Genomic DNA, 19,102 nt, shown 5'->3' on the forward strand with positions numbered 1-19,102 from the left:
GGATCACGGACTTTTTCAAGGTTCGATCGGAAATTTTGTACGGTTTGCCGATTCGTGGCAATACACGAATACGCTATATAGACGAGGATTGTAATCATGCAATCACAATCGCACTCATGTGCATCGCCCGTACCTGGGAGCGCCTGTCATACGTCAAGGTCCTCCGCAAATTCAGCGTTGTCCTGGATGAATTGAAAGCGGGCTTCGGGCTTGTTGCCCATCAGCCTGTCGATGGTCTCTTTCGTCGAAAGCTGGTCGACATCCTGGATGCGCACCTGCAGGAGCGTACGGTTTGCGGGAGCCATCGTGGTTTCCTTGAGCTGGGCCGGCAGCATCTCTCCCAGACCCTTGAACCGGCCTATCTCGATCTTGCCTCTTCCCTTGAATTCGCTGGCGATGAGCTCGTCCTTGTGGCGGTCGTCGCGGGCATAGACCGTCTTTCCGCCCTGGCTCAGGCGGTAAAGCGGGGGAACCGCCAGGTAAAGGTGGCCATTCGTGATGAGCTCCGGCATCTCCCGGTAGAAAAAGGTGATCAGAAGCGAGGCGATATGTGCGCCGTCCACATCCGCATCGGTCATGATGACGACCTTTTCATACCGAAGGTCGCTGTCGCGGTAGGAGCCGCGCGTTCCGCAGCCGAGCGCCTGGATCAGGTCGGAAAGCTGCTGGTTGGCGGCCAGCTTGTCCCGGCCCGCATTCGCCACGTTCAGGATCTTGCCGCGCAGTGGCAGCACGGCCTGCGTCGCGCGCGCGCGCGCCTGCTTGGCCGACCCGCCGGCGGAATCGCCCTCGACGATGAACAGCTCCGTCCCGGCTGCCTGGCTGGTCGCGCAGTCGGCCAGCTTGCCGGGCAGGCGCAATTTGCGCACGGCCGTCTTGCGGGCGACATCCTTTTCCTGGCGTCGGCGAAGGCGTTCCTCCGCGCGGTCTATCACCCACTCCAGCAGCTTGTTGGCCTGGTTGGGCGAAGCCGTGAGCCAATGGTCGAACTGGTCGCGCACCGCGTTTTCGACGACCCGCGTTGCCTCGTTCGTCGCGAGCTTGTCCTTCGTCTGGCCGACGAATTCCGGTTCGCGGATGAAAACGGAAAGCATGGCCCCGGCTGAGGTCAGTACGTCGTCGCCCGTTATCAGCGAGGCCTTCTTGTTGCCCGTCAGTTCGCCATACGCCTTCAGGCCGCGAAGGAGCGCATATCTGAGGCCGGCCTCATGCGTGCCGCCTTCGGGCGTCGGCACTGTGTTGCAATAGGAATTGATGAAGCCGTCGCCGGCAAACCACGTCACGGCCCATTCCACGGCGCCGTGCTTGCCGTTGTTGTGCGTACGTCCGGCGAAAACGTCGTCTATGACGCGCCGCTCCTTGCCGAGCGCATCCGTCAGATAATCCTTCAGGCCGCCGGGGAAATGGAACGTCGCTTCGCCGGGCGTCTGGTCCTTTTCTTCGATCAGTTCCTGCGCGCAGCGCCAGCGGATCTCCACGCCCGAGAACAGATAGGCCTTCGACCGGGCCATCTTGAACAGGCGGGCCGGCTGGAAGTGTGCCGATCGTCCGAAGATCTCCGTATCCGGCTTGAACCTGATCACGGTTCCGCGCCGGTTATGTACGTCGCCCACGTTGGCGAGCGGGGATTGCGCGAGGCCGCGCTTGAATACCTGCCGATAGAGTTTGCGCGAACGCGCCACCTCGACGATCAGCTCCTCGGACAGGGCATTCACGACGGATATGCCGACGCCGTGCAGTCCGCCCGAGGTCTCGTAGACCTTGCTGTCGAACTTGCCGCCGGCATGCAGTGTCGTCATGATCACTTCGAGAGCCGATTTGCCGGGAAACTTCGGATGCGGATCGATCGGAATGCCCCGTCCGTTGTCCGTCACCGTCAGATAGCCGTCGGCATCGAGCACCACTTCGATCCAGCTCGCATGGCCGGCCACAGCCTCGTCCATCGAATTGTCGATGACTTCCGCGAAAAGATGATGAAGCGCCTTTTCGTCGGTGCCGCCGATGTACATGCCAGGCCTGCGGCGAACCGGTTCGAGGCCTTCCAGAACTTCGATGTGATCGGCCGTATAGTCGCTGTCGGCTGACGGCGCCCCGCGCGGCCGCGTGGGAACTTCCTTCAGGTTTTCGCGGCGCTTGTTCGCCATCGCCTTTGCATCGCCCGTTTCCGGGTCGGTCGCATCGGCTTTTGCGAACAGGTCGTTTTTTGCGCTCATGTGGCTTTACCGTTTCGAAGTGCGCTTCACGTTGATCCCCGTCCTCTTGCCGTCAGGCACCGTTTGCACGGGTGGAAAAAGGGTGTGAAGCGAATCACCGGTCATTGTGGCAGTTGCGCGACAGCGGGACAAAGTATCGATTTACCTTATGCCCCGAATTGTGAGCGTTTAGCGCATAAGGGAGCCATGATCCATCGGTTTGGAAGGTCGCGACAACCAATTCTAAACCTCGTCATGTTCAAATGATTTCAATACCGAATGAAATACAGGGCGGAACGTGGGGGCGTTTTCTTGTCCATGCTTGAGCGGGTAAAGCGCGATACGGCGGACTTCGGCTCTGGAGGCGTGCATGCCTTTATGCGCTCGACTTGCGGTTTCAGTCGTTCCTTCCGTCATCAAGGGATTGCCCGATCTGTTGTCTCGCTGCAACAGCTGAATCGGGATGCTTCGGGTATCGTAGGTCATGCCGTCGTTAGGCCACGATTGGTGGGCTTGTCGGGCCACGCCGATCTGACGTGCGCCGGCTCGCGGTTGAATTCGGTGCGCTGGTTCCGGCGCCGCGAAATCCGGTGTCGAATATGTGGTGAGGTTGGGTCGATATCCTGCCGCATGGAACGCGGAGGGAATTTGGCCCTGGACGATGAGAGGTTGCGGATCGGCAAATGATCTGAATTACGCCGTAGTATTGCCGAAAAAGACCTGCACAGTGGTGGAAATTCAGCCCCGCACGCAGGATCCCAAGGTCGAAGGCGGCAGTTGAGTGCGAATGGGCAGTGCCGGGCAAACCGGCCGACAACAGAGAGGCGTCTTCGCTGTCCCGGCGAATGACGAACGGATGTCATGCGATCGACGAGATCGAGGGTTTTACTTGCCTTGATGGCAGCGGCATCGATTCTTGCCGCGCCTGCGCAGGCGCTTGACGAGAAGAAAGCGACCGAGGGTGGCGTCGTTAAGCCTTCGGACCTTTCTCCCGGTGAAGCCCTGCGTGTGGGAACCCGCTTCTATTATTCCGGCGAAAAGGCGCGGGCGGTGGATTCGCTTCGGTTCGCCGCGGAAAACGGCCATCCGCTCGCCGCATGGAAGCTCGGCAAGATGTACGCCGCCGGTGACGGCGTGCAAGAGGACGATCTCAAGGCATTCGAATATTTCCGTCAGGTCGCCAGCCAGTATGGCGACGATAGTCCGACGTCGCCCCGCGCTCCCTTTGTTGCAAGCGCCTTCGTTGCGCTCGGCAGCTATTATTTGACGGGTATCGGTGACAGTGCGATTGAGCCGAACGTGGCGCGGGCGCGCGAGATTTTCACCTATGCAGCGTCTTATTTCGGCGATGCGGACGCCCAGTTCCAGCTTGGCAAGCTTTATCTTGAGGACAGCAAACCGAACGAGCAGATGGCGGCTCGCTGGCTGAAGCTTGCCGCGCGCAAAGGCCATGTCGAAGCGCAGGGCCGGCTTGGCGATCTACTGTTTTCCTCAAGCTTCCACGGTGATGCCAAGGTTCGTGGGCTCATGTGGCTGAATATCGCCCGCGCCAGCGCCAGCGGTCCTGAAGAGCAGTGGATCGTCGATGCCCAGGAACGCTGTTACGCGCTGGCGGATGAAAGCGTGCGCCGCAGGGCTGAACGCCTTTCGAATGCGTGGCTTGAGAAGAACGCGCCAGTACTTGCCGACAGTGGGCAGTAACGGACCTGCCGGCTGAGATCATCCCTGCCGTTTACCCTGAAAAGCCGCTCTTTTCAGCTTTTCGAAGCGTTTTGCGGCGCGTCGTTTGGTATGGGCGTAAAGGTATTTTCCAGATCTTGCTCATTGACCGAGCTGAGCGGGCACTGTGTCTCCAGCCGTTCCCATGAGGTATTGTTCAATACGATCTGGCATTGTGCCAGGCGCGGGCCCTTAGGCCCGTTGAGGCATACCACGTCGCCCAGTTGATAGTCGGCACCCCGATAGCGGCAGGTGCAATCGATATTGCCGCCGGCCAGGCTCTTCGCGGTGGTCGCGGGAAAAATGGCAAGCGCCATCAGAAGCGCACTGATGACTTTCCCTCTCATGCGAACATAATAGCACGATCCGGCGGATCTGCGCAGTTCAATTGCGATAGGTGTCCCAGCCGTTGACGCGCGGCCAGACCCGCAGATTTCCGCCTTGCCCGTCGACAGTGAGGTAGGCGTCATAGGCGGCTGCGGTCATGCATGCGTGGTTAGGCAGGATCTGAAGCCGGCTTCCGACCGGAAATCTCGTGAAATCGATCTCTTGCCCGTCGCGGGTCGTGACGTATCCGTGTTCCTGGCTCACACCTTCGATTGTGAGGTTCGCAATCGCAGTGCCGTCTTCGTCCGCCAGAAACCCGTAGCCGCAGTCGTTTTCCTGGGTCGCGCAGGAGCGATCTTTCGAAAGGGCGAGGCCGCCCGCGTCCAGGATAAGCCGGTTCAGGTGCGGCGCATGGCTGACGACGCTTGCGAGCACGGTTACCGCGATGTCGTCGAGCGGCGCTATAGCAAGGTTCGACTGAAAGACATCCTGAAACATGTAGACGCCGGCCCGCACTTCCGAAACGCCGTCGAATGAGCGTCCGAACCGCGCTGTCGGCGTCGATCCGACGCTGACGATCGGGCGGGGCATCCCAGCTTCGCGGACAGCATCCGCCGCTGCCACCGTGATGCTGCGCTCCTGTTCTGCCATCGCCTCCAACTCGGTGAGCGATCTGGCGGCATAGCTTTCCCCGCCATGTGCCATGACACCGTAAAGCTGAAGCCTCTCCGCATCATGGATCGTCTGTGCGATCTCGATCAGCCGGGCTTCCTCGGGCCGCAATCCGGTGCGGTGGCGGTCGACATCGATTTCAAGGAAAACCCGCAACGGCGGTCCGTCGATCGATGCGCGGGCCAACGCCTGTGCCGTATCCAGCGTGTCGAGACAAACGGCCACATCCGCCCCCTTGCGGTTGAGCGCGGAGACCCGCTCGAGCTTTGCCGGAATGATGGAGACTGCATACAGGATATCCGTCAGCCCGTGAGCGGCGAAATATTCCGCTTCCCGCAGTGTCGATACGGTCCACCTGTCGGCCCCGTATTCGGCGCAGATGCGTGCGACGTCGATCGACTTTGCGGTTTTCAGATGCGGGCGCAGCGGCACACCGATCTCGCGGAAGCGATCCGCCATCGCCTTGACGTTACGTTCCAGGCGGTCGCGGTGAAGGATCAGGCAGGGTGTCTCGAGATCGGGGGGAAGGGGCATCTTCGGATTTCTCAGGCTATTGAATCAACCATTCAGGCGGCGAGGTTCACCCAGACGGGAACATGATCGGACGGCTTTTCCCAGCCGCGCACGTGCTTGTCGATCCCGCAATCCTTGAAGAGGTCGGTCGCTTGCGGCGACAGGAGGATATGATCGATGCGGATGCCGTTGTTCTTCTGCCAGGCGCCGGCCTGGTAGTCCCAGAAGGTGTAGACCTCCGCGCCGTCGGTCGTTGCCCGCACCGCCTCGGTAAAGCCAAGGTTCGCAAGCTCGCGGAAAGCCTGCCGGCTTTCGGGCTGAAACAGCGCGTCGTCCTTCCAGTTGTCCGGGTTTTTGGCGTCGATTGGATCGGGGATCACATTGTAGTCGCCGAGCAGCAGGAACGCTTCTTCTGCGGCCAGATGCTCCAGCGCCAGCTTTTGCAGGCGTTCCATCCAGGAAAGCTTGTAGGTGAATTTTTCGCCCCCGATGGGATTGCCGTTCGGGAGGTAAAGGCATCCGACGCGCACGCTGCGTGCGCTGTCCTGCAAAGAGATGACCCCCTCGATATAGCGGGCCTGTTCGTCGCCGTCGTCTCCGGGAAGCCTGCGGATCACCTCGTCGAAGGGAGATTTGGAGAGGAGGGCAACTCCGTTGAAGCCTTTTTGTCCATGCGTTTCAACATTATAACCGAGGTCTTCAAAGGCTTCGCGCGGAAAATTCTCGTCGACCGACTTGATCTCCTGCAGGCAGGCGATATCGGGTGAGGCTTCCTTCAGCCAGTCGAGAACGGTATCGATACGCGCTTTCACGCCGTTGATATTCCAGGTGGCGATTTTCACGCGCGGATCCCTTGGCTGGTTTTATTTTCTTCGGATGGTTATCGCGTCAGAATACCGAAAAGCTAGTGCCGCAGCCGCAGCCCGCCGTGGCATTCGGGTTGTTGATCTGAAACGCCTGGCCGATCAGGTCGTCGACGAAATCGATCTCCGAGCCTTCCATATACTGCAGAGATACCGGATCGATAAGCACGGTCGCGCCGTCGCGCTCCAGGACGAGGTCGTCGGCTTCGCGTTCCTTCACGAAATCGTATTTATACTGGAATCCGGAACAACCGCCGCCTTCCACGCTGACGCGCAGGACTGTGCCGGGCGCTTCCTTGGACAGGATCTTGGCAATCCGCCGCGCGGCGCGTTCGGTTACTGCGACGGGCGTATTGATCGTTTCGGTCATGGTCGGTCATCTCGGTTCTTGAGGCGGGATTGAGCGAAAATCGGTGTCGTGATCGCTCTGCCCCTTGTTTGTAAGCTTATCAAATAGGTATGAACGGGCGAAGTGTCCGTCAATAAGCTTTCCTTTGCTGGAAGTTCGTAAGGGCCTGCACGCATAGACAAGACCCTGAGCAGGAGCAGGTATGGTCGCTACACTGGGATACGGGGCGCAGCCGCGCGCCGAATATGCGGTCAACCCCGATGAAAGCCGCGGTCGGCTCTATCCGGAACCGGCAAGCCCTACGCGCACGCCCTTCCAGCGCGATCGTGACCGGATCATCCATTCCGCTGCGTTTCGCCGCCTGAAGCACAAGACGCAGGTGTTCGTCTATCATGAGGGCGACCACTATCGTACGCGGCTCACGCATACGATCGAGGTTTCGCAGATTGCGCGTTCGCTCGCCCGTGCCCTGCGGCTCGATGAAGACCTGGCGGAGTGCCTGGCGCTTGCGCATGATCTTGGCCATACGCCCTTCGGTCATGAGGGCGAGGATGTCATGCACGAATGCATGGCGCCTTACGGCGGCTTTGACCATAACGCGCAGTCGCTCCGCGTCGTGACGAGATTGGAGAGACGCTATGCGGACTTCGACGGCCTGAACCTTTCGTGGGAAACACTCGAAGGGCTCGTAAAGCACAACGGGCCGCTGATGACGCGCGATGGAGAGGCGCTTGGCAAGTTCGCAGGCTCCGGGTTGCCTTTCGCCATTCGCAGTTTCGCAAAGGAATACGATCTCTGGCTCTGGTCGTGGCCGAGCGCGGAGGCGCAAGCTGCGGCAATTGCCGACGATATCGCCTACGACGCACATGACCTGGATGACGGCCTTCGAGCGGGACTGTTCGAAATCGAGGAAATGCGCGAGGTCCCATTCCTCGCCAGTATCCTTGAAGAGGTGGACGACCGCTATCCGGTCCTTGAGCTTCCACGCAGGATCCATGAGATCGTGCGCCGCTGTATCACGCGGATGGTCGAGGACGTGATTTCGGAAGGAATCGTGCGGCTGGAGAGGCTGAAGCCGCGCTCTGCGGATGATGTGCGCAATGCCCAGGGAGCCATGGTCGACTTCTCGCCCGGCATGCAACTTGCCGAAAAGGAGGTGAAGGCTTTCCTCTTCGCGCATGTTTATCGCCACGAGGAGGTTCTTGCCGTCAGGAGGCAGGTCTCCAAGGTTGTGCGGGATTTGTTCGGCCGCTACATGGATGAGCCTGCGGCAATGCCGAAAGAATGGCATGAAGGTCTTGACGGCGCGGAGGAAACCCGTGTCGCCCGCCGCGTATGCGACTATATCGCCGGGATGACGGACCGTTATGCCGTCGACGAGCACCGGCGGTTGTTTGACGATACCCCTGATTTGGGCTAGTTCCGCGCCAAGTTCCCCATATGGAAAACGAAGCGCTGCCGGCGATTGGCGCCCGAGCGCATCACGTCGAGTGCATAAATGAACCTCTTTGCCGATTTTTCCGCCCGCGTTCGTAACGCCGTCGAAGGCCTGAAGCTTAACGGGGACGGTGCAGCGCTCGATCTGTCGCGCATCGTCGTCGAGCCGCCGCGCGATCCCGCGCATGGCGATCTTGCGACCAACGCGGCGATGGTGCTTGCCAAGCCGCTAAAGACGAACCCACGCGAGCTTGCGGGCAGGATCTGCGAAGCGCTTTTGCAGGATGAGGACATCGTTTCCGCCGATGTCGCTGGCCCCGGCTTCATCAATCTGCGCCTTTCGGATGCCGTCTGGCATGGGGTTCTCGGCTCGGTGCTGGACGAGGCGGGGAATTTCGGGCGATCCGACTTCGGCGCTGGCAAGAAGGTCAACGTCGAATACGTTTCGGCGAATCCGACCGGGCCGATGCATGTGGGCCATTGCCGTGGTGCGGTGGTTGGCGATGCGCTTGCCAATCTCCTTGCTTTTGCCGGCTACGACGTGACGCGGGAATATTACATCAACGACGCGGGCGTTCAGATCGATGTGCTCGCGCGGTCGGCTTTCCTGCGGTACCGCGAGGCCTTGGGACAGGATATCGGCAAGATCCCGGAGGGGCTTTATCCGGGCGACTATCTGGTGCCCGTCGGCAAGGAGCTTGCGGAAAAATACGGCGATACGCTCTTGGCGATGGAAGAGGGCGAGTGGCTTGCCATCGTGCGCGATTTCTCGATCGAGGCGATGATGGAGTTGATCCGTGAGGATCTGGCGCTCCTCAATGTCCATCACGAAGAATTCTTCTCCGAACGCTCGCTGCATGATCGCTCAAATGGCGGCAAATCGGAGATCGACGAGATGCTGGCCGATCTTCGTACCCGCAATCTCGTCTATGAGGGAACATTGCCGCCGCCCAAGGGCCAGTTGCCCGAAGATTGGGAAGATCGCGAGCAAACGCTCTTCCGGGCGACCGACTATGGCGACGATATCGACCGGCCTCTCAAGAAATCGGATGGTTCCTACACCTATTTTGCTGCGGATGTCGCTTATTTTCGCTCCAAGTACCTGCGCGGTTACAAGGAGATGATCTACATTCTCGGCGCCGATCATGGCGGCTACGTCAAGCGGCTTGAGGCCGTCGGCCGTGCCGTTTCGGGCGGCGAGGCGGAAGTGATCGTGCGCCTCTGCCAGCTCGTGAAGCTGTTCCGCGCCGGGGAACCCGTGCGCATGTCAAAGCGTTCCGGCGACTTCATCACCCTGCGCGACGTGGTGGAGGAAGTCGGGCGCGATCCGGTGCGCTTCATGATGCTTTACCGAAAGAACGATGCGCCGCTCGATTTCGATTTTCAAAAGGTGACGGATCAGTCCAAGGACAATCCGGTCTTCTACGTTCAGTACGGTCATGCCCGCTGCTGTTCTGTCATGCGCCAGGCGCGCGAGGAGATGGGCGATGCCGATCTTTCGCCGGCGGCGCTACGGGCCGCCGACTTCTCCGAATTAAGTGATTCGGGTGAAAGGGAACTGATTGCGCGTCTTGCGGTCTGGCCGCGGGTCGTCGAAGCGGCTGCAGAGGCGCATGAGCCGCACCGTATAGCGTTTTACCTGCATGATTTAGCTAGTGCGCTGCATTCACACTGGAATAGAGGCAAGGATATGCCTCAATTACGCTTTATTAACTCTAAAGAACCACAAACGACAATGGCACGCCTAGCATTGGTGCAGGCTATCTCGTTTGTGCTTGCGTCGGGACTTGATATTCTTGGCGTAGACGCTCCTGAGGAGATGCGGTAACCGCATGGCGCGTCCGGTTCGATTTGCGGGTACTGTCTCACCCGCGACGAACGCAACGAAGCGGAGAAACCGGATAAGACATGTCCAGTCGCTCGAATTTTCCGATGCCCGATAACAACCGTCCTGCCGGCAGGCAGGCGTCGGGCGATAGTGCTCCGGAGTTCGAGGAGGATCCGCTCGTCGAACTGGCCCGCATCGTCAGCGAAGGCAGCGGTGGCTATCACCGCGGCGAGGAAGCTGTGCCTGAGGAACCGGAACCGCTTGAGTTGACGCGGCCGCAGCATCAGCAAGAGACGCAGCATTGGCCGGATGAGCCGCTGCGCGGCTCTTTTGAAGACGCGCAACATGACGAATTCGCGGCCGAAGACGAGTTCCATCAGGAAGAGGGCGGGACGGCGCCGCCGGCCGAATATTCGCCCCATACCGATTCCGAACCGGCCTACGAGGAGCAGGTTTACGAGGACCCGGCCTATGAGGAACCCGCTTATGAGCCCGCGCCGGAGGCTTATGAGGAGCCATATCGGGTTGAAGAGCCGGCCCCTTACGAAGAGCAAGCCTATTCAGAGCCGCATTATGCCGGTCCCGATGCCGGTATCGATGAGCAATACCACGCGGAACCGGAAGAGGCTCATGCCGCCGGTTACGACGACGGCTACGGTGATGAGGCCGCGCAGGGTGATACCACGGCGGGCTTTGAAGATGAGTTGCGCTCCGCGTTCGACATCAGTATCGGCGGCCGGGCGAGAATAGAACCGGCGGCGCCCGAGGTTGGGGCGCCAGCCGCTGCCGAGGGTGAGCCTGCGGCCATTGAGGATGATTTCGACGATTTGTTCGAAGATGAATCTCGGCCTCCCGTCCAGGCTGCCGCCGTTCAGCCAGTCGAAGCACATGCTCCAGGCTATGATTCGGATCGGGGACAGGCGCCCGGCGTTGATCGATATGCGCAAGGCACGGAGGAAGAGGGCGACTACCTCGATGAGGATGAGCCGCCGGAGGGTGGCTACGACCTCGATGCTGTGGCCCGTGCCATGAAGGAGAGCGACCCGGCTCTTACCGGTCATGGTGTGTTGCCGCCGCATCCGGAAGCGGAGACCCGCGCAGCACCCGAGGGGCGTGGCAAGCGCCGGGGGTTGGCGGTCGCCGCAGCCATCGTGGGCCTTGCCGTCGTCGGCGGAGCGGCGTTTGCGCTGATCGATTTTGGCGATTCGGGCGTCGATATCGGTCCGCCACCGGTCATCGCGGCTCAGGAAGGGGATTTGAAGATCTATCCGGCCACCGAAGAGCCCAAGGCGCAGGCGCAGAGCAAGCTAATCTACGATCGGGTTCGCGGTGTGGAAAGCACGGGGGAAGAGCGTCTGGTCCTGCCGGATGACACGCCCGTCGCCTCCCTTCCGCCGGCTCCCGCAACGAACGAACCTGCCTCAACGGGAGGTACGACGCGCACCGTCGCGCCGAAGCGCGTTCGCACGGTGATCGTGCGTCCGGACGGAACGGTCATTTCCGGAAATGACGGCGCCGAAGATACGACGGAAACGGCCGCCTTGTCTGAGCCGAACCTGCCATCGACGGTCGGGGAAGTGTCCGCGCCGACCCTTCCGGATACGACGACGCCTTCCTCATCCGCTCCGGATGTCGTATCGCCGGCAGGCGGACAGAATGCCTCTCCCTCTAGCACTGGCCTGCCTGATGTGACGCCGCAACAGCCGCAGGAAGAAGCGGCAACGGACGATGCCGCTGCCGGGCAGGAGCCGGAAGCGCCTGAACAAGCCCAGGGCGAAACCGTGTTTCCGCGTGCGAAGCCGGAGGCGCCTCGCACGGTTGTCGCAGCCGCGCCAACCGCCAGCCAACAGGCTCCCGCGCGCCAGTCGGACAGCGGACCGCTCGACCTGACCTCGCAGCAGCAGGCGGCCGCGCCCGCGACGACGCCGCAACCCGACACCGAGCCGCGGCCTTCCCAACCTGCTGCTTCGTCCAGCGGCAGCATACCGGCTGGAGCCTATATCGTGCAGGTTTCCTCGCAGCGGACGGAGGATCAGGCGCGTCAGGCGTTTGCCGGCCTGCAGAACAGGTTTCCTTCGGTGCTGGGGTCCGTCACGCCGGTTATTCAACGTGCGGACCTCGGCGACCGGGGTGTGTTCTATCGCGTACGAATCCCCGCGTCCTCGCGCGATGAGGCAATCGGCCTTTGCGAGAATCTGAAAGCTGCCGGCGGTGACTGTTTCGTGCGGCGGAACTGATTTTCGGTTTGTGGAGGGCTGCATCCTCCCATCATTCGGCACTCCGCCGCTTCCCGGACAGGTAATTGATGGCAAAGGCATTTATCTGTGGCGCATCGTCGACGAGCCTGTCTGTCGACGAGCGCGCCTTCGTCGCGACGGAACGGCCCTGGGGGTTGATCCTTTTCGCCAGGAACTGTCATGAGCCGGAGCAGATTCGCGACCTCGTTGCCGAGTTTCGCGAATGCGTCGCCGATATCGACGCGCCTGTGCTGATCGATCAGGAGGGAGGGCGTGTTCGCCGGCTTCGCCCGCCGATCGTGGCCGACTATCCGCCGGGCGATGTCTACGGGCGGATTTTCGCGCGAGACAGGCAGGCGGGCGTTCGCGCCGCGTGGGCGGGGGCGCGTCTCATCGGCGCGGACCTTCATGATCTCGGCATCAATGTCGATTGCTTGCCGATCGTGGATGTGCGTTTTCCCGAAACGGACGATGTGATTGGCGACAGGGCCTATGGCGATACGCCGGACCAGGTTGCCGAAATCGGCCGGGCCGTTGCGTCGGGTCTGGAAGCGGCGGGTGTTCTGCCGGTTCTCAAGCATATTCCCGGGCATGGCCGGGCAACCGTCGATAGTCATCACGAACTGCCGGTTGTTGACGCTGCGAAATCGGAGCTTTGCGACGTTGACTTCGCGCCATTTCGCAAGTTGAACGATCTGCCGCTCGCCATGACGGCGCATATCGTCTACGGCGCGATAGATCCGCAAAACTGCGCCACGCAGTCGCCGAAGATGATCGGGGATATCATTCGGGGTGAGATCGGTTTTGACGGATGCCTGATGAGCGACGACGTTTCAATGCGCGCGCTCGGCGGCGAAATGAGAGAGCGTGTTGCTAGCCTCTTTGCCGCCGGCTGCGATCTCGCCTTGCATTGCAACGGCGATTTTGCGGAAATGCGGGATGTCGCGGCGGCATCGCCTGAATTGCGCGGAAAGGCGCTGGCGCGGGCGAATGCCGCGAAAGCCCGGCTTCGCGCTCCCGAGCCGGTCGACCGGAAAGCTCTTCGCGAGGAGTTCGAGCGGTTGATCGGCGCTTGAGTGCGAGCTGATCGTGAATGGCCGTTCGTGAAGGAGACCGCTCATGTCCGCCTCGGGTGAGGGGCCGTCGGTACAGGACGATTTTCTGGAGGGCGCGGAAAGGTCCACGGCCGTCGGGGAAGAACGCGCTGCGAGCGATCCTGCATTCGTTGTCGATGTCGACGGTTTCGAAGGCCCGCTCGACCTGCTGTTGACGCTGTCGCGCAATCAGAAGGTCGATCTCACCCGCATCTCCATTCTGGCTCTTGTCGAGCAATACCTCCAGTTCGTCGCCGAAGCGCGGCGGCTTCGGCTGGAGCTTGCCGCCGATTATCTCGTCATGGCGGCCTGGCTTGCCTATCTGAAGTCGCGCCTTCTCATTCCCGAAACGAAGAACGACGACGAACCGACGGGCGAAGAGCTTGCCGCCGCGCTTGCGTTCCGGCTGCGCCGCCTTGAGGCCATGCGGGAAGCTTCCGCCAGGCTTCTTGCGCGAAATCGCCTGGGGCGAGACATTTTCGCGCGCGGCATGCCGGAGACGATATCGATCGAGCGTGTGGGAAATTACACCGCTTCGCTCTACGATCTCCTGTCGGCTTATGCCTCGCAGCGCCAGCGCCAGTCGGTGACGTCGGTGCATGTTCGCCGTCGTACGGTCTGGTCGCTTCAGGAAGCTCGCGATCTTCTTGTTCGCCTGATCGGCCAGACGCTGGACTGGACGCCGATCGATTCCTATCTCTTGCGGTATATCGCTGACCCCGGGCAACGCTCCACGGTGCTTGCCAGTTCTTTTTCCGCCAGTTTGGAACTTGTCCGGGAAGGGGAAATCGAGCTAAGGCAGTCCGGTCCCTTCGAGCGGCTTTACCTGCGCAAGCGTTCCGGGGACGAAAACCCGCAAGAGGCTGAAAGCCCGTCAGGTGATGGAGAACAGACAGATCGCGATGAATGAAGCGGAAGGCTCCGAGGCCCAGGGCATGGAGACGGATGAGGCGGTTGGCGCGCGCGGAGCTGACGGCCATTCCGGCATTCGCATGCTGGAAGCGCTGCTCTTCGCCTCGGGCGAGCCGCTGGGAGTGGAAGAACTCAAGAAGCGCCTGCCTGGAGATCACGACATCGAAGCGCTCCTGATCGAACTTCAGCGCCAATACGCAACGCGCGGCGTGAATGTCGTGAAGGTCGCGGGCAAATGGGCACTGCGCACCGCGGAGGATCTTTCGTATCTCTTGCGCCGTGAACAGATCGAAGAGCGCAAGCTGTCGCGGGCAGCCTTGGAGACGCTTGCGATCATCGCCTATCACCAGCCGGTCACGCGGGCGGAGGTGGAGGAAATTCGTGGCGTTTCGACTTCCAAGGGAACGCTGGATGTGTTGATGGAAACGGGCTGGGTGCGCATGCGCGGGCGCCGGCGTACGCCGGGCCGCCCGGTAACCTATGGAACGACCGAAGCCTTTCTGGAGCATTTTTCGATCGCCACGATCGGCGATCTGCCGGGCCTTGAGGAACTGAAAGGCGCGGGCCTTCTCGACAGCGCCATTCCGGCGAGCTTCCAGGTGCCGATGCCCGATGATTCAAGCGATCTTCAGGAAGACGAAGATCCGCTCGAACAGACGCTGCTCTTTGATACCGCCGACGAGGACGACGGCGAGACGGATTCCAGATGACATTGATTGATCCGAAGTTGGCGGCTGAAAGGGCTGGCCGCTGGGGCGTGCGCGGCACGGCCGCCGCGACTATCGCCGCCCGGCTGGCGTTTGAGCGCGTGAGCCACGATTATGACGGCGTTCCTTCCGTGCTCGATGTCTCGCTCACCGTGGAGCCGGGCGAGGTGCTTTGTCTGCTTGGCCATTCCGGCTGCGGCAAGACGACGCTTCTGCGCCTTGCCGCCGGGATCGAGCGGCAATCGGCGGGCCGTGTTCTGATCAACGAGCGCGAGGTCGGCGGGCCGTCCCGCTTCCTTCCGCCGGAAAAGCGCGGCATTGGGTTGATGTTCCAGGATTATGCGCTTTTTCCGCATCTTTCCATCATCGACAATGTCATGTTTGGCCTGCGCGCGATGGCAAGGGATGATGCGCGCCGCGAGGCGCTGAGCGCGCTGTCCCGCGTTGGTCTGGGCGGATATGCGGAAGATTATCCGCATGCGCTTTCGGGAGGCGAACAGCAGCGTGTCGCGCTTGCAAGGGCGATTGCCCCGCGCCCCGGCGTTTTGCTCATGGACGAGCCGTTTTCCGGGCTCGATCGGCGGCTTCGCGACAGTGTTCGCGACGAGACGCTCTCGGTGCTGCGCGAGACGCGCGCGACCTGCATTCTCGTGACCCATGACCCGGAAGAAGCCATGCGCATGGGCGACCGTATAGCCTTGATGCGCAAGGGCGCGATCACGCAGCTTGGCACGGCCGATGAGCTCTACAATCGTCCGGCGGATCTTTTCGTTGCCCGGTTTTTCTCCGAACTCAACGAGATCGAGGGTGTGGCGGGCGAGGGGGATGTGGAAACCGTGTTCGGCAGGTACTCCGCGCCCGGTGTGAAGGCTGGCGACAAGATCGATGTGTCGCTGCGCCCGCAGGGAATAATTCTGGGAGAACCGGGAGAAGGCCGAGCCGGACGTGTCGTGCGCCGCCGTTTTGTGGGCGAGGTGGACTTGATCGATCTTGCGGTGGAAGGTCTCGATCACGAAATAAAGGCCAGGATTCGCGATGGAGGCCGCTTTGCGGTCGGCATGGATGTCGGAATCCGCGTCGACGAAAGGGACGTACTGGTCTTCAAACGCGACGAAAGTTGAATGACAGGCAGGCAAATGAGCGGTGCAACTTCCAAATCCTTCGGTTGCGAAAGCTTCGCCTTTCCTGCAATAGTGCCGCGCCGGTCGCAGGGCCGGCCCAGGGCATGGTCCCGCGAAATGGACCCGTTTCGCGGAGGAAGCCATCCCGCGGCTGCGTGAATGAGGGTCGGGCTCTTGATGCTTCGGACAAGACAGTCCGGAGGGAGGCCGGCCGACGACAAGGAGTTTGACGTATGGGTATCAGCTTTTGGCAGATCCTGATCATCGCGGTGATCATCGTTCTGCTGTTCGGCCGCGGCAAGATTTCCGAGCTGATGGGCGACGTCGCCAAGGGTATCAAGAGCTTCAAGAAGGGTCTGAACGAGGACGAGGCCGCGGAAGCCGAAAAGGACGATCCGAAGACGATCGATCACAATCCGACCGAAAGCGCATCCGCTCAGCAATCCGAGGACAAGTCCAAGGCCAGCTGACGCCTTACGGCGCGTTTAGGCTGAAGGTGGCGACGGCTCATGTTCGATATCGGCTGGACGGAACTTCTCGTGGTCGCGATGGTCGCGGTCATCGTCGTGGGTCCGAAAGACCTGCCGCGGATGCTTCGCACGTTCGGGCAGACGGTAGGAAAGCTGCGGCGCATGGCCGGCGAGTTCCAGTCGACCTTCAACGAAGCGCTGCGGGAGGCGGAACAGCAGGCCGACATCGCGGACATGAAGAAGCAGGTCGAAAAGGCCGGCAATTTCGATCCGCTCTCCGACCTGAAAAAGTCCATTGAGGCCGGGCCGGAAAAGTCGAAGCCTGCCGGTAAACCGAAGCAGGACAATGTTTCGGTCTCGCCGGCCGGCAAGCAGGACGAGGCGCCTGAGAAGGTGGAAAGCGCCGCCGAGCCCTCCGATGGGAAAGAAGGCGGCGTCGGCGATAAGGCTGCCGCCGAGGCGGATGGCGACTCCGGCAAGAAGAAGGCCGCTGAAGGCTCCAAGGCATGACGCAAGACGATATTGATGCCAGCAAGGCGCCGCTCATCGAGCATTTGATCGAGTTGCGTCAGCGGCTCATGAAATCGGTGATCGCGATCATCATCGCCTTCATCGCCTGCTTCTACTTCGCAACCGATATCTTCAACATCCTGATCGTGCCGTATGAGCAGGCGGCGGGCACCGAACGCTCGATCGAGCTGATCTACACGGCGCCGCAGGAATATTTCTTCACGCAGTTGAAGCTGGCGCTTTTCGGTGCGTTGTTCCTCGCCTTTCCGGTGATCGCCTCGCAAATCTACATGTTCGTCGCGCCCGGCCTCTACAAGCATGAACGCGGCGCGTTCCTGCCGTTCCTAGTGGCGACGCCGATCCTCTTTCTGATCGGCGCGGCACTTGTCTATTTCCTCGTCATGCCGCTTGCCATGGGCTTTTTTCTGTCGATGGAGCAGGCGGGCGATGCCGGCAAGGCCAGCATTCACCTTCTGCCGCGCGTGAGCGAATATCTGGGCCTGATCATGATCCTGATATTTGCCTTTGGCCTCGTATTCCAGCTTCCGGTGCTGTTGACGCTTCTTGGCCGCGTCGGGCTGGTTACGGCCGAAGGGCTCAAGCAGAAGCGCAAATACGCGGTGGTGATCGCCTTCGTCGCAGCGGCCGTGTTGACGCCGCCCGATCCCATCAGCCAGATCGGTCTTGCGCTGCCGACGTTGCTTCTCTACGAAGTCTCCATTCTTTCCGTCCGGCTCGTCGAGAAGAAGCGCGAAGAGCGGGAAGCGGAAGCGGCGGAAAGCGACTGACGTCGTTTTGGTCCCTTCGGCTTGCCGGCTTTCCGTATCGCGGTTTCCTTGGCAGCCGTGACAATGTCAGCCGGGGTTTTTCATGCACGACATCAAGTGGATCCGCGAGAATCCTGAGAGCTTCGACGCCGCGATCGCGCGGCGTGGTGTGGAGCCTCAGTCTGCGCGTCTGATCGAACTGGACGAAGCGCGCCGCGCGCATGTGGCGAAGCTGCAGGACGCGCAGGAGCGCCGCAACGCTGCATCGAAGGAAATCGGCAAGGCCAAGGGTACCGGCGACGAGACGCGGGCTCAGGAGCTTATCGACGAAGTTGCCAAGCTGAAATCCTTCGTTCAGGAGGGCGAGGAGGAGGAGCGAAAACTCGCCACCGCCCTCAACGAGGCGCTTTCCACGATTCCGAACCTGCCGCTCGACGATATTCCGGACGGCGTTGACGAAGCCGATAACGTGGAATTGCATGTCGTCGGCGAAAAGCCGCCCTTCGCGTTTGAGCCCAAGGAGCATTTCGAGCTTGGCGAGGGCCTGGGCGGCATGGATTTCGAGACGGCGGCAAAGCTTGCCGGCTCGCGATTCGTCATGCTCAAGGGCCAGGTGGCGCGTCTCGAACGTGCGCTTGGCCAGTTTATGATCGATTTGCATACCGGCGAGCACGGCTATACGGAAGTTTCGCCGCCGCTGTTGGTGCGTGACGAGATCCTTTATGGAACCGGGCAATTGCCCAAGTTCGCCGAGGATCAGTTCCGCACCACCGACGATCGTTGGCTGATTCCCACGGCCGAGGTGCCGCTCACCAATATCGTTAACGGAGAGATCCTGGACGAAGGCGCGCTGCCCATGCGGGTGACGGCGCTGACTTATTGTTTCCGTTCCGAGGCCGGGTCTGCCGGGCGTGACGTACGCGGCATGCTGCGTCAGCACCAGTTCCAGAAGTGCGAACTCGTGTCGATCACGCGCCCGGAGGAATCGCTCGACGAGCTGGAGCGTATGCGCGAATCCGCCGAAGCCGTTTTGAAGAAGCTCGGCCTTCATTATCGTGTCGTAACGCTATGTGCGGGCGACATGGGCTTCGGCGCGCGCAAGACTTATGACCTTGAGGTCTGGCTGCCGGGGCAGGGCGCCTATCGCGAGATTTCCAGTTGTTCGGTCTGCGGGGATTTTCAGGCACGGCGCATGAACGGGCGCTATCGTCCGGCTGGCGAAAAGGGCGTTCGTTTCGTTCACACGCTGAACGGTTCCGGCGTTGCCGTCGGGCGTGCGCTCATCGCCGTTCTTGAGAATTATCAGAACGAGGACGGATCCGTCACGGTTCCGGAAGCGCTCAAGCCCTATATGGGTGGGCTGGAACGGATCGGCTGAGGGCTC

17 protein-coding genes are annotated in these 19,102 nt (G+C 61.1%); 12 read left to right on the forward strand and 5 right to left on the reverse strand.

What is annotated here, in order from left to right; genetic code table 11:
* Window positions 1-146 precede the first annotated feature (146 nt).
* Window positions 147-2,213, reverse strand: coding sequence for a DNA topoisomerase IV subunit B (gene parE, locus GR183_RS06510; RefSeq protein ID WP_202395863.1), 2,067 nt, complete (start codon window positions 2,211-2,213; stop codon window positions 147-149).
* An 876-nt stretch (window positions 2,214-3,089) separates the two neighbouring features.
* Here parE and GR183_RS06515 point away from each other — a divergent pair.
* Complete coding sequence (locus GR183_RS06515; RefSeq protein ID WP_202395864.1) at window positions 3,090-3,893, forward strand: tetratricopeptide repeat protein; 804 nt, start codon at window positions 3,090-3,092, stop codon at window positions 3,891-3,893.
* A gap of 53 nt (window positions 3,894-3,946) precedes the next feature.
* Here GR183_RS06515 and GR183_RS06520 read toward each other — a convergent pair whose 3' ends face one another.
* The 4 genes from GR183_RS06520 to erpA form a co-directional block, all read right to left on the reverse strand.
* Window positions 3,947-4,228, reverse strand: coding sequence for a hypothetical protein (locus GR183_RS06520; RefSeq protein WP_160774759.1), 282 nt, complete (start codon window positions 4,226-4,228; stop codon window positions 3,947-3,949).
* Window positions 4,229-4,295: 67 nt separating this feature from the next.
* The gene (locus GR183_RS06525; protein ID WP_160774760.1) at window positions 4,296-5,444 is read right to left on the reverse strand and encodes an alanine racemase; all 1,149 of its coding nucleotides are present in this window, start codon (window positions 5,442-5,444) and stop codon (window positions 4,296-4,298) included.
* A 32-nt stretch (window positions 5,445-5,476) separates the two neighbouring features.
* Window positions 5,477-6,265 (reverse strand): exodeoxyribonuclease III, encoded by a 789-nt coding sequence (xth, locus tag GR183_RS06530; protein ID WP_160774761.1) that lies wholly within the window; start codon window positions 6,263-6,265, stop codon window positions 5,477-5,479.
* Window positions 6,266-6,311: 46 nt separating this feature from the next.
* Complete coding sequence (gene erpA / locus GR183_RS06535; protein ID WP_160774762.1) at window positions 6,312-6,656, reverse strand: iron-sulfur cluster insertion protein ErpA; 345 nt, start codon at window positions 6,654-6,656, stop codon at window positions 6,312-6,314.
* Window positions 6,657-6,837: 181 nt separating this feature from the next.
* Here erpA and GR183_RS06540 point away from each other — a divergent pair, with 181 nt between their 5' ends.
* The 11 genes from GR183_RS06540 to serS all read left to right on the forward strand — a co-directional run bounded on the left by GR183_RS06540 (window position 6,838) and on the right by serS (window position 19,096).
* A complete protein-coding gene (locus tag GR183_RS06540) occupies window positions 6,838-8,055 on the forward strand; it encodes a deoxyguanosinetriphosphate triphosphohydrolase (RefSeq protein ID WP_160774763.1) in 1,218 nt (405 codons plus the stop codon).
* A gap of 78 nt (window positions 8,056-8,133) precedes the next feature.
* Entirely contained in the window at window positions 8,134-9,900 is a 1,767-nt protein-coding gene (argS, locus tag GR183_RS06545; RefSeq protein WP_160774764.1) for an arginine--tRNA ligase, read from the forward strand.
* A 104-nt stretch (window positions 9,901-10,004) separates the two neighbouring features.
* On the forward strand, window positions 10,005-12,137 hold the full coding sequence (locus GR183_RS06550; RefSeq protein WP_160774765.1) for an SPOR domain-containing protein: 2,133 nt from the start codon (window positions 10,005-10,007) through the stop codon (window positions 12,135-12,137).
* Window positions 12,138-12,202: 65 nt separating this feature from the next.
* The gene (nagZ, locus tag GR183_RS06555) at window positions 12,203-13,213 is read left to right on the forward strand and encodes a beta-N-acetylhexosaminidase (protein ID WP_160774766.1); all 1,011 of its coding nucleotides are present in this window, start codon (window positions 12,203-12,205) and stop codon (window positions 13,211-13,213) included.
* A gap of 43 nt (window positions 13,214-13,256) precedes the next feature.
* Window positions 13,257-14,141, forward strand: coding sequence for a segregation and condensation protein A (locus GR183_RS06560; RefSeq protein WP_160774767.1), 885 nt, complete (start codon window positions 13,257-13,259; stop codon window positions 14,139-14,141).
* Between the two features lie 25 nt (window positions 14,142-14,166).
* Entirely contained in the window at window positions 14,167-14,853 is a 687-nt protein-coding gene (scpB, locus tag GR183_RS06565; RefSeq protein ID WP_202395895.1) for an SMC-Scp complex subunit ScpB, read from the forward strand.
* Window positions 14,850-15,971 carry an ABC transporter ATP-binding protein gene (locus GR183_RS06570; RefSeq protein ID WP_160774768.1) on the forward strand — a complete coding sequence of 374 codons (1,122 nt, stop codon included), beginning with the start codon at window positions 14,850-14,852 and terminating at the stop codon, window positions 15,969-15,971. Before scpB ends, GR183_RS06570 begins: the two co-directional genes overlap by 4 nt.
* A gap of 233 nt (window positions 15,972-16,204) precedes the next feature.
* Window positions 16,205-16,441, forward strand: a complete 237-nt coding sequence (locus tag GR183_RS06575) for a twin-arginine translocase TatA/TatE family subunit (RefSeq protein ID WP_160774769.1) — start codon at window positions 16,205-16,207, stop codon at window positions 16,439-16,441.
* 39 nt (window positions 16,442-16,480) lie between these two features.
* Window positions 16,481-16,951, forward strand: coding sequence for a Sec-independent protein translocase protein TatB (tatB, locus tag GR183_RS06580; RefSeq protein WP_160774770.1), 471 nt, complete (start codon window positions 16,481-16,483; stop codon window positions 16,949-16,951).
* Window positions 16,948-17,739 (forward strand): twin-arginine translocase subunit TatC, encoded by a 792-nt coding sequence (gene tatC, locus GR183_RS06585; protein ID WP_160774771.1) that lies wholly within the window; start codon window positions 16,948-16,950, stop codon window positions 17,737-17,739. Before tatB ends, tatC begins: the two co-directional genes overlap by 4 nt.
* A gap of 82 nt (window positions 17,740-17,821) precedes the next feature.
* Window positions 17,822-19,096, forward strand: coding sequence for a serine--tRNA ligase (gene serS, locus GR183_RS06590; RefSeq protein WP_160774772.1), 1,275 nt, complete (start codon window positions 17,822-17,824; stop codon window positions 19,094-19,096).
* Window positions 19,097-19,102 lie beyond the last annotated feature (6 nt).

Source organism: Stappia sediminis, from assembly GCF_009826895.1.
Lineage (GTDB): Bacteria > Pseudomonadota > Alphaproteobacteria > Rhizobiales > Stappiaceae > Hongsoonwoonella > Hongsoonwoonella sediminis.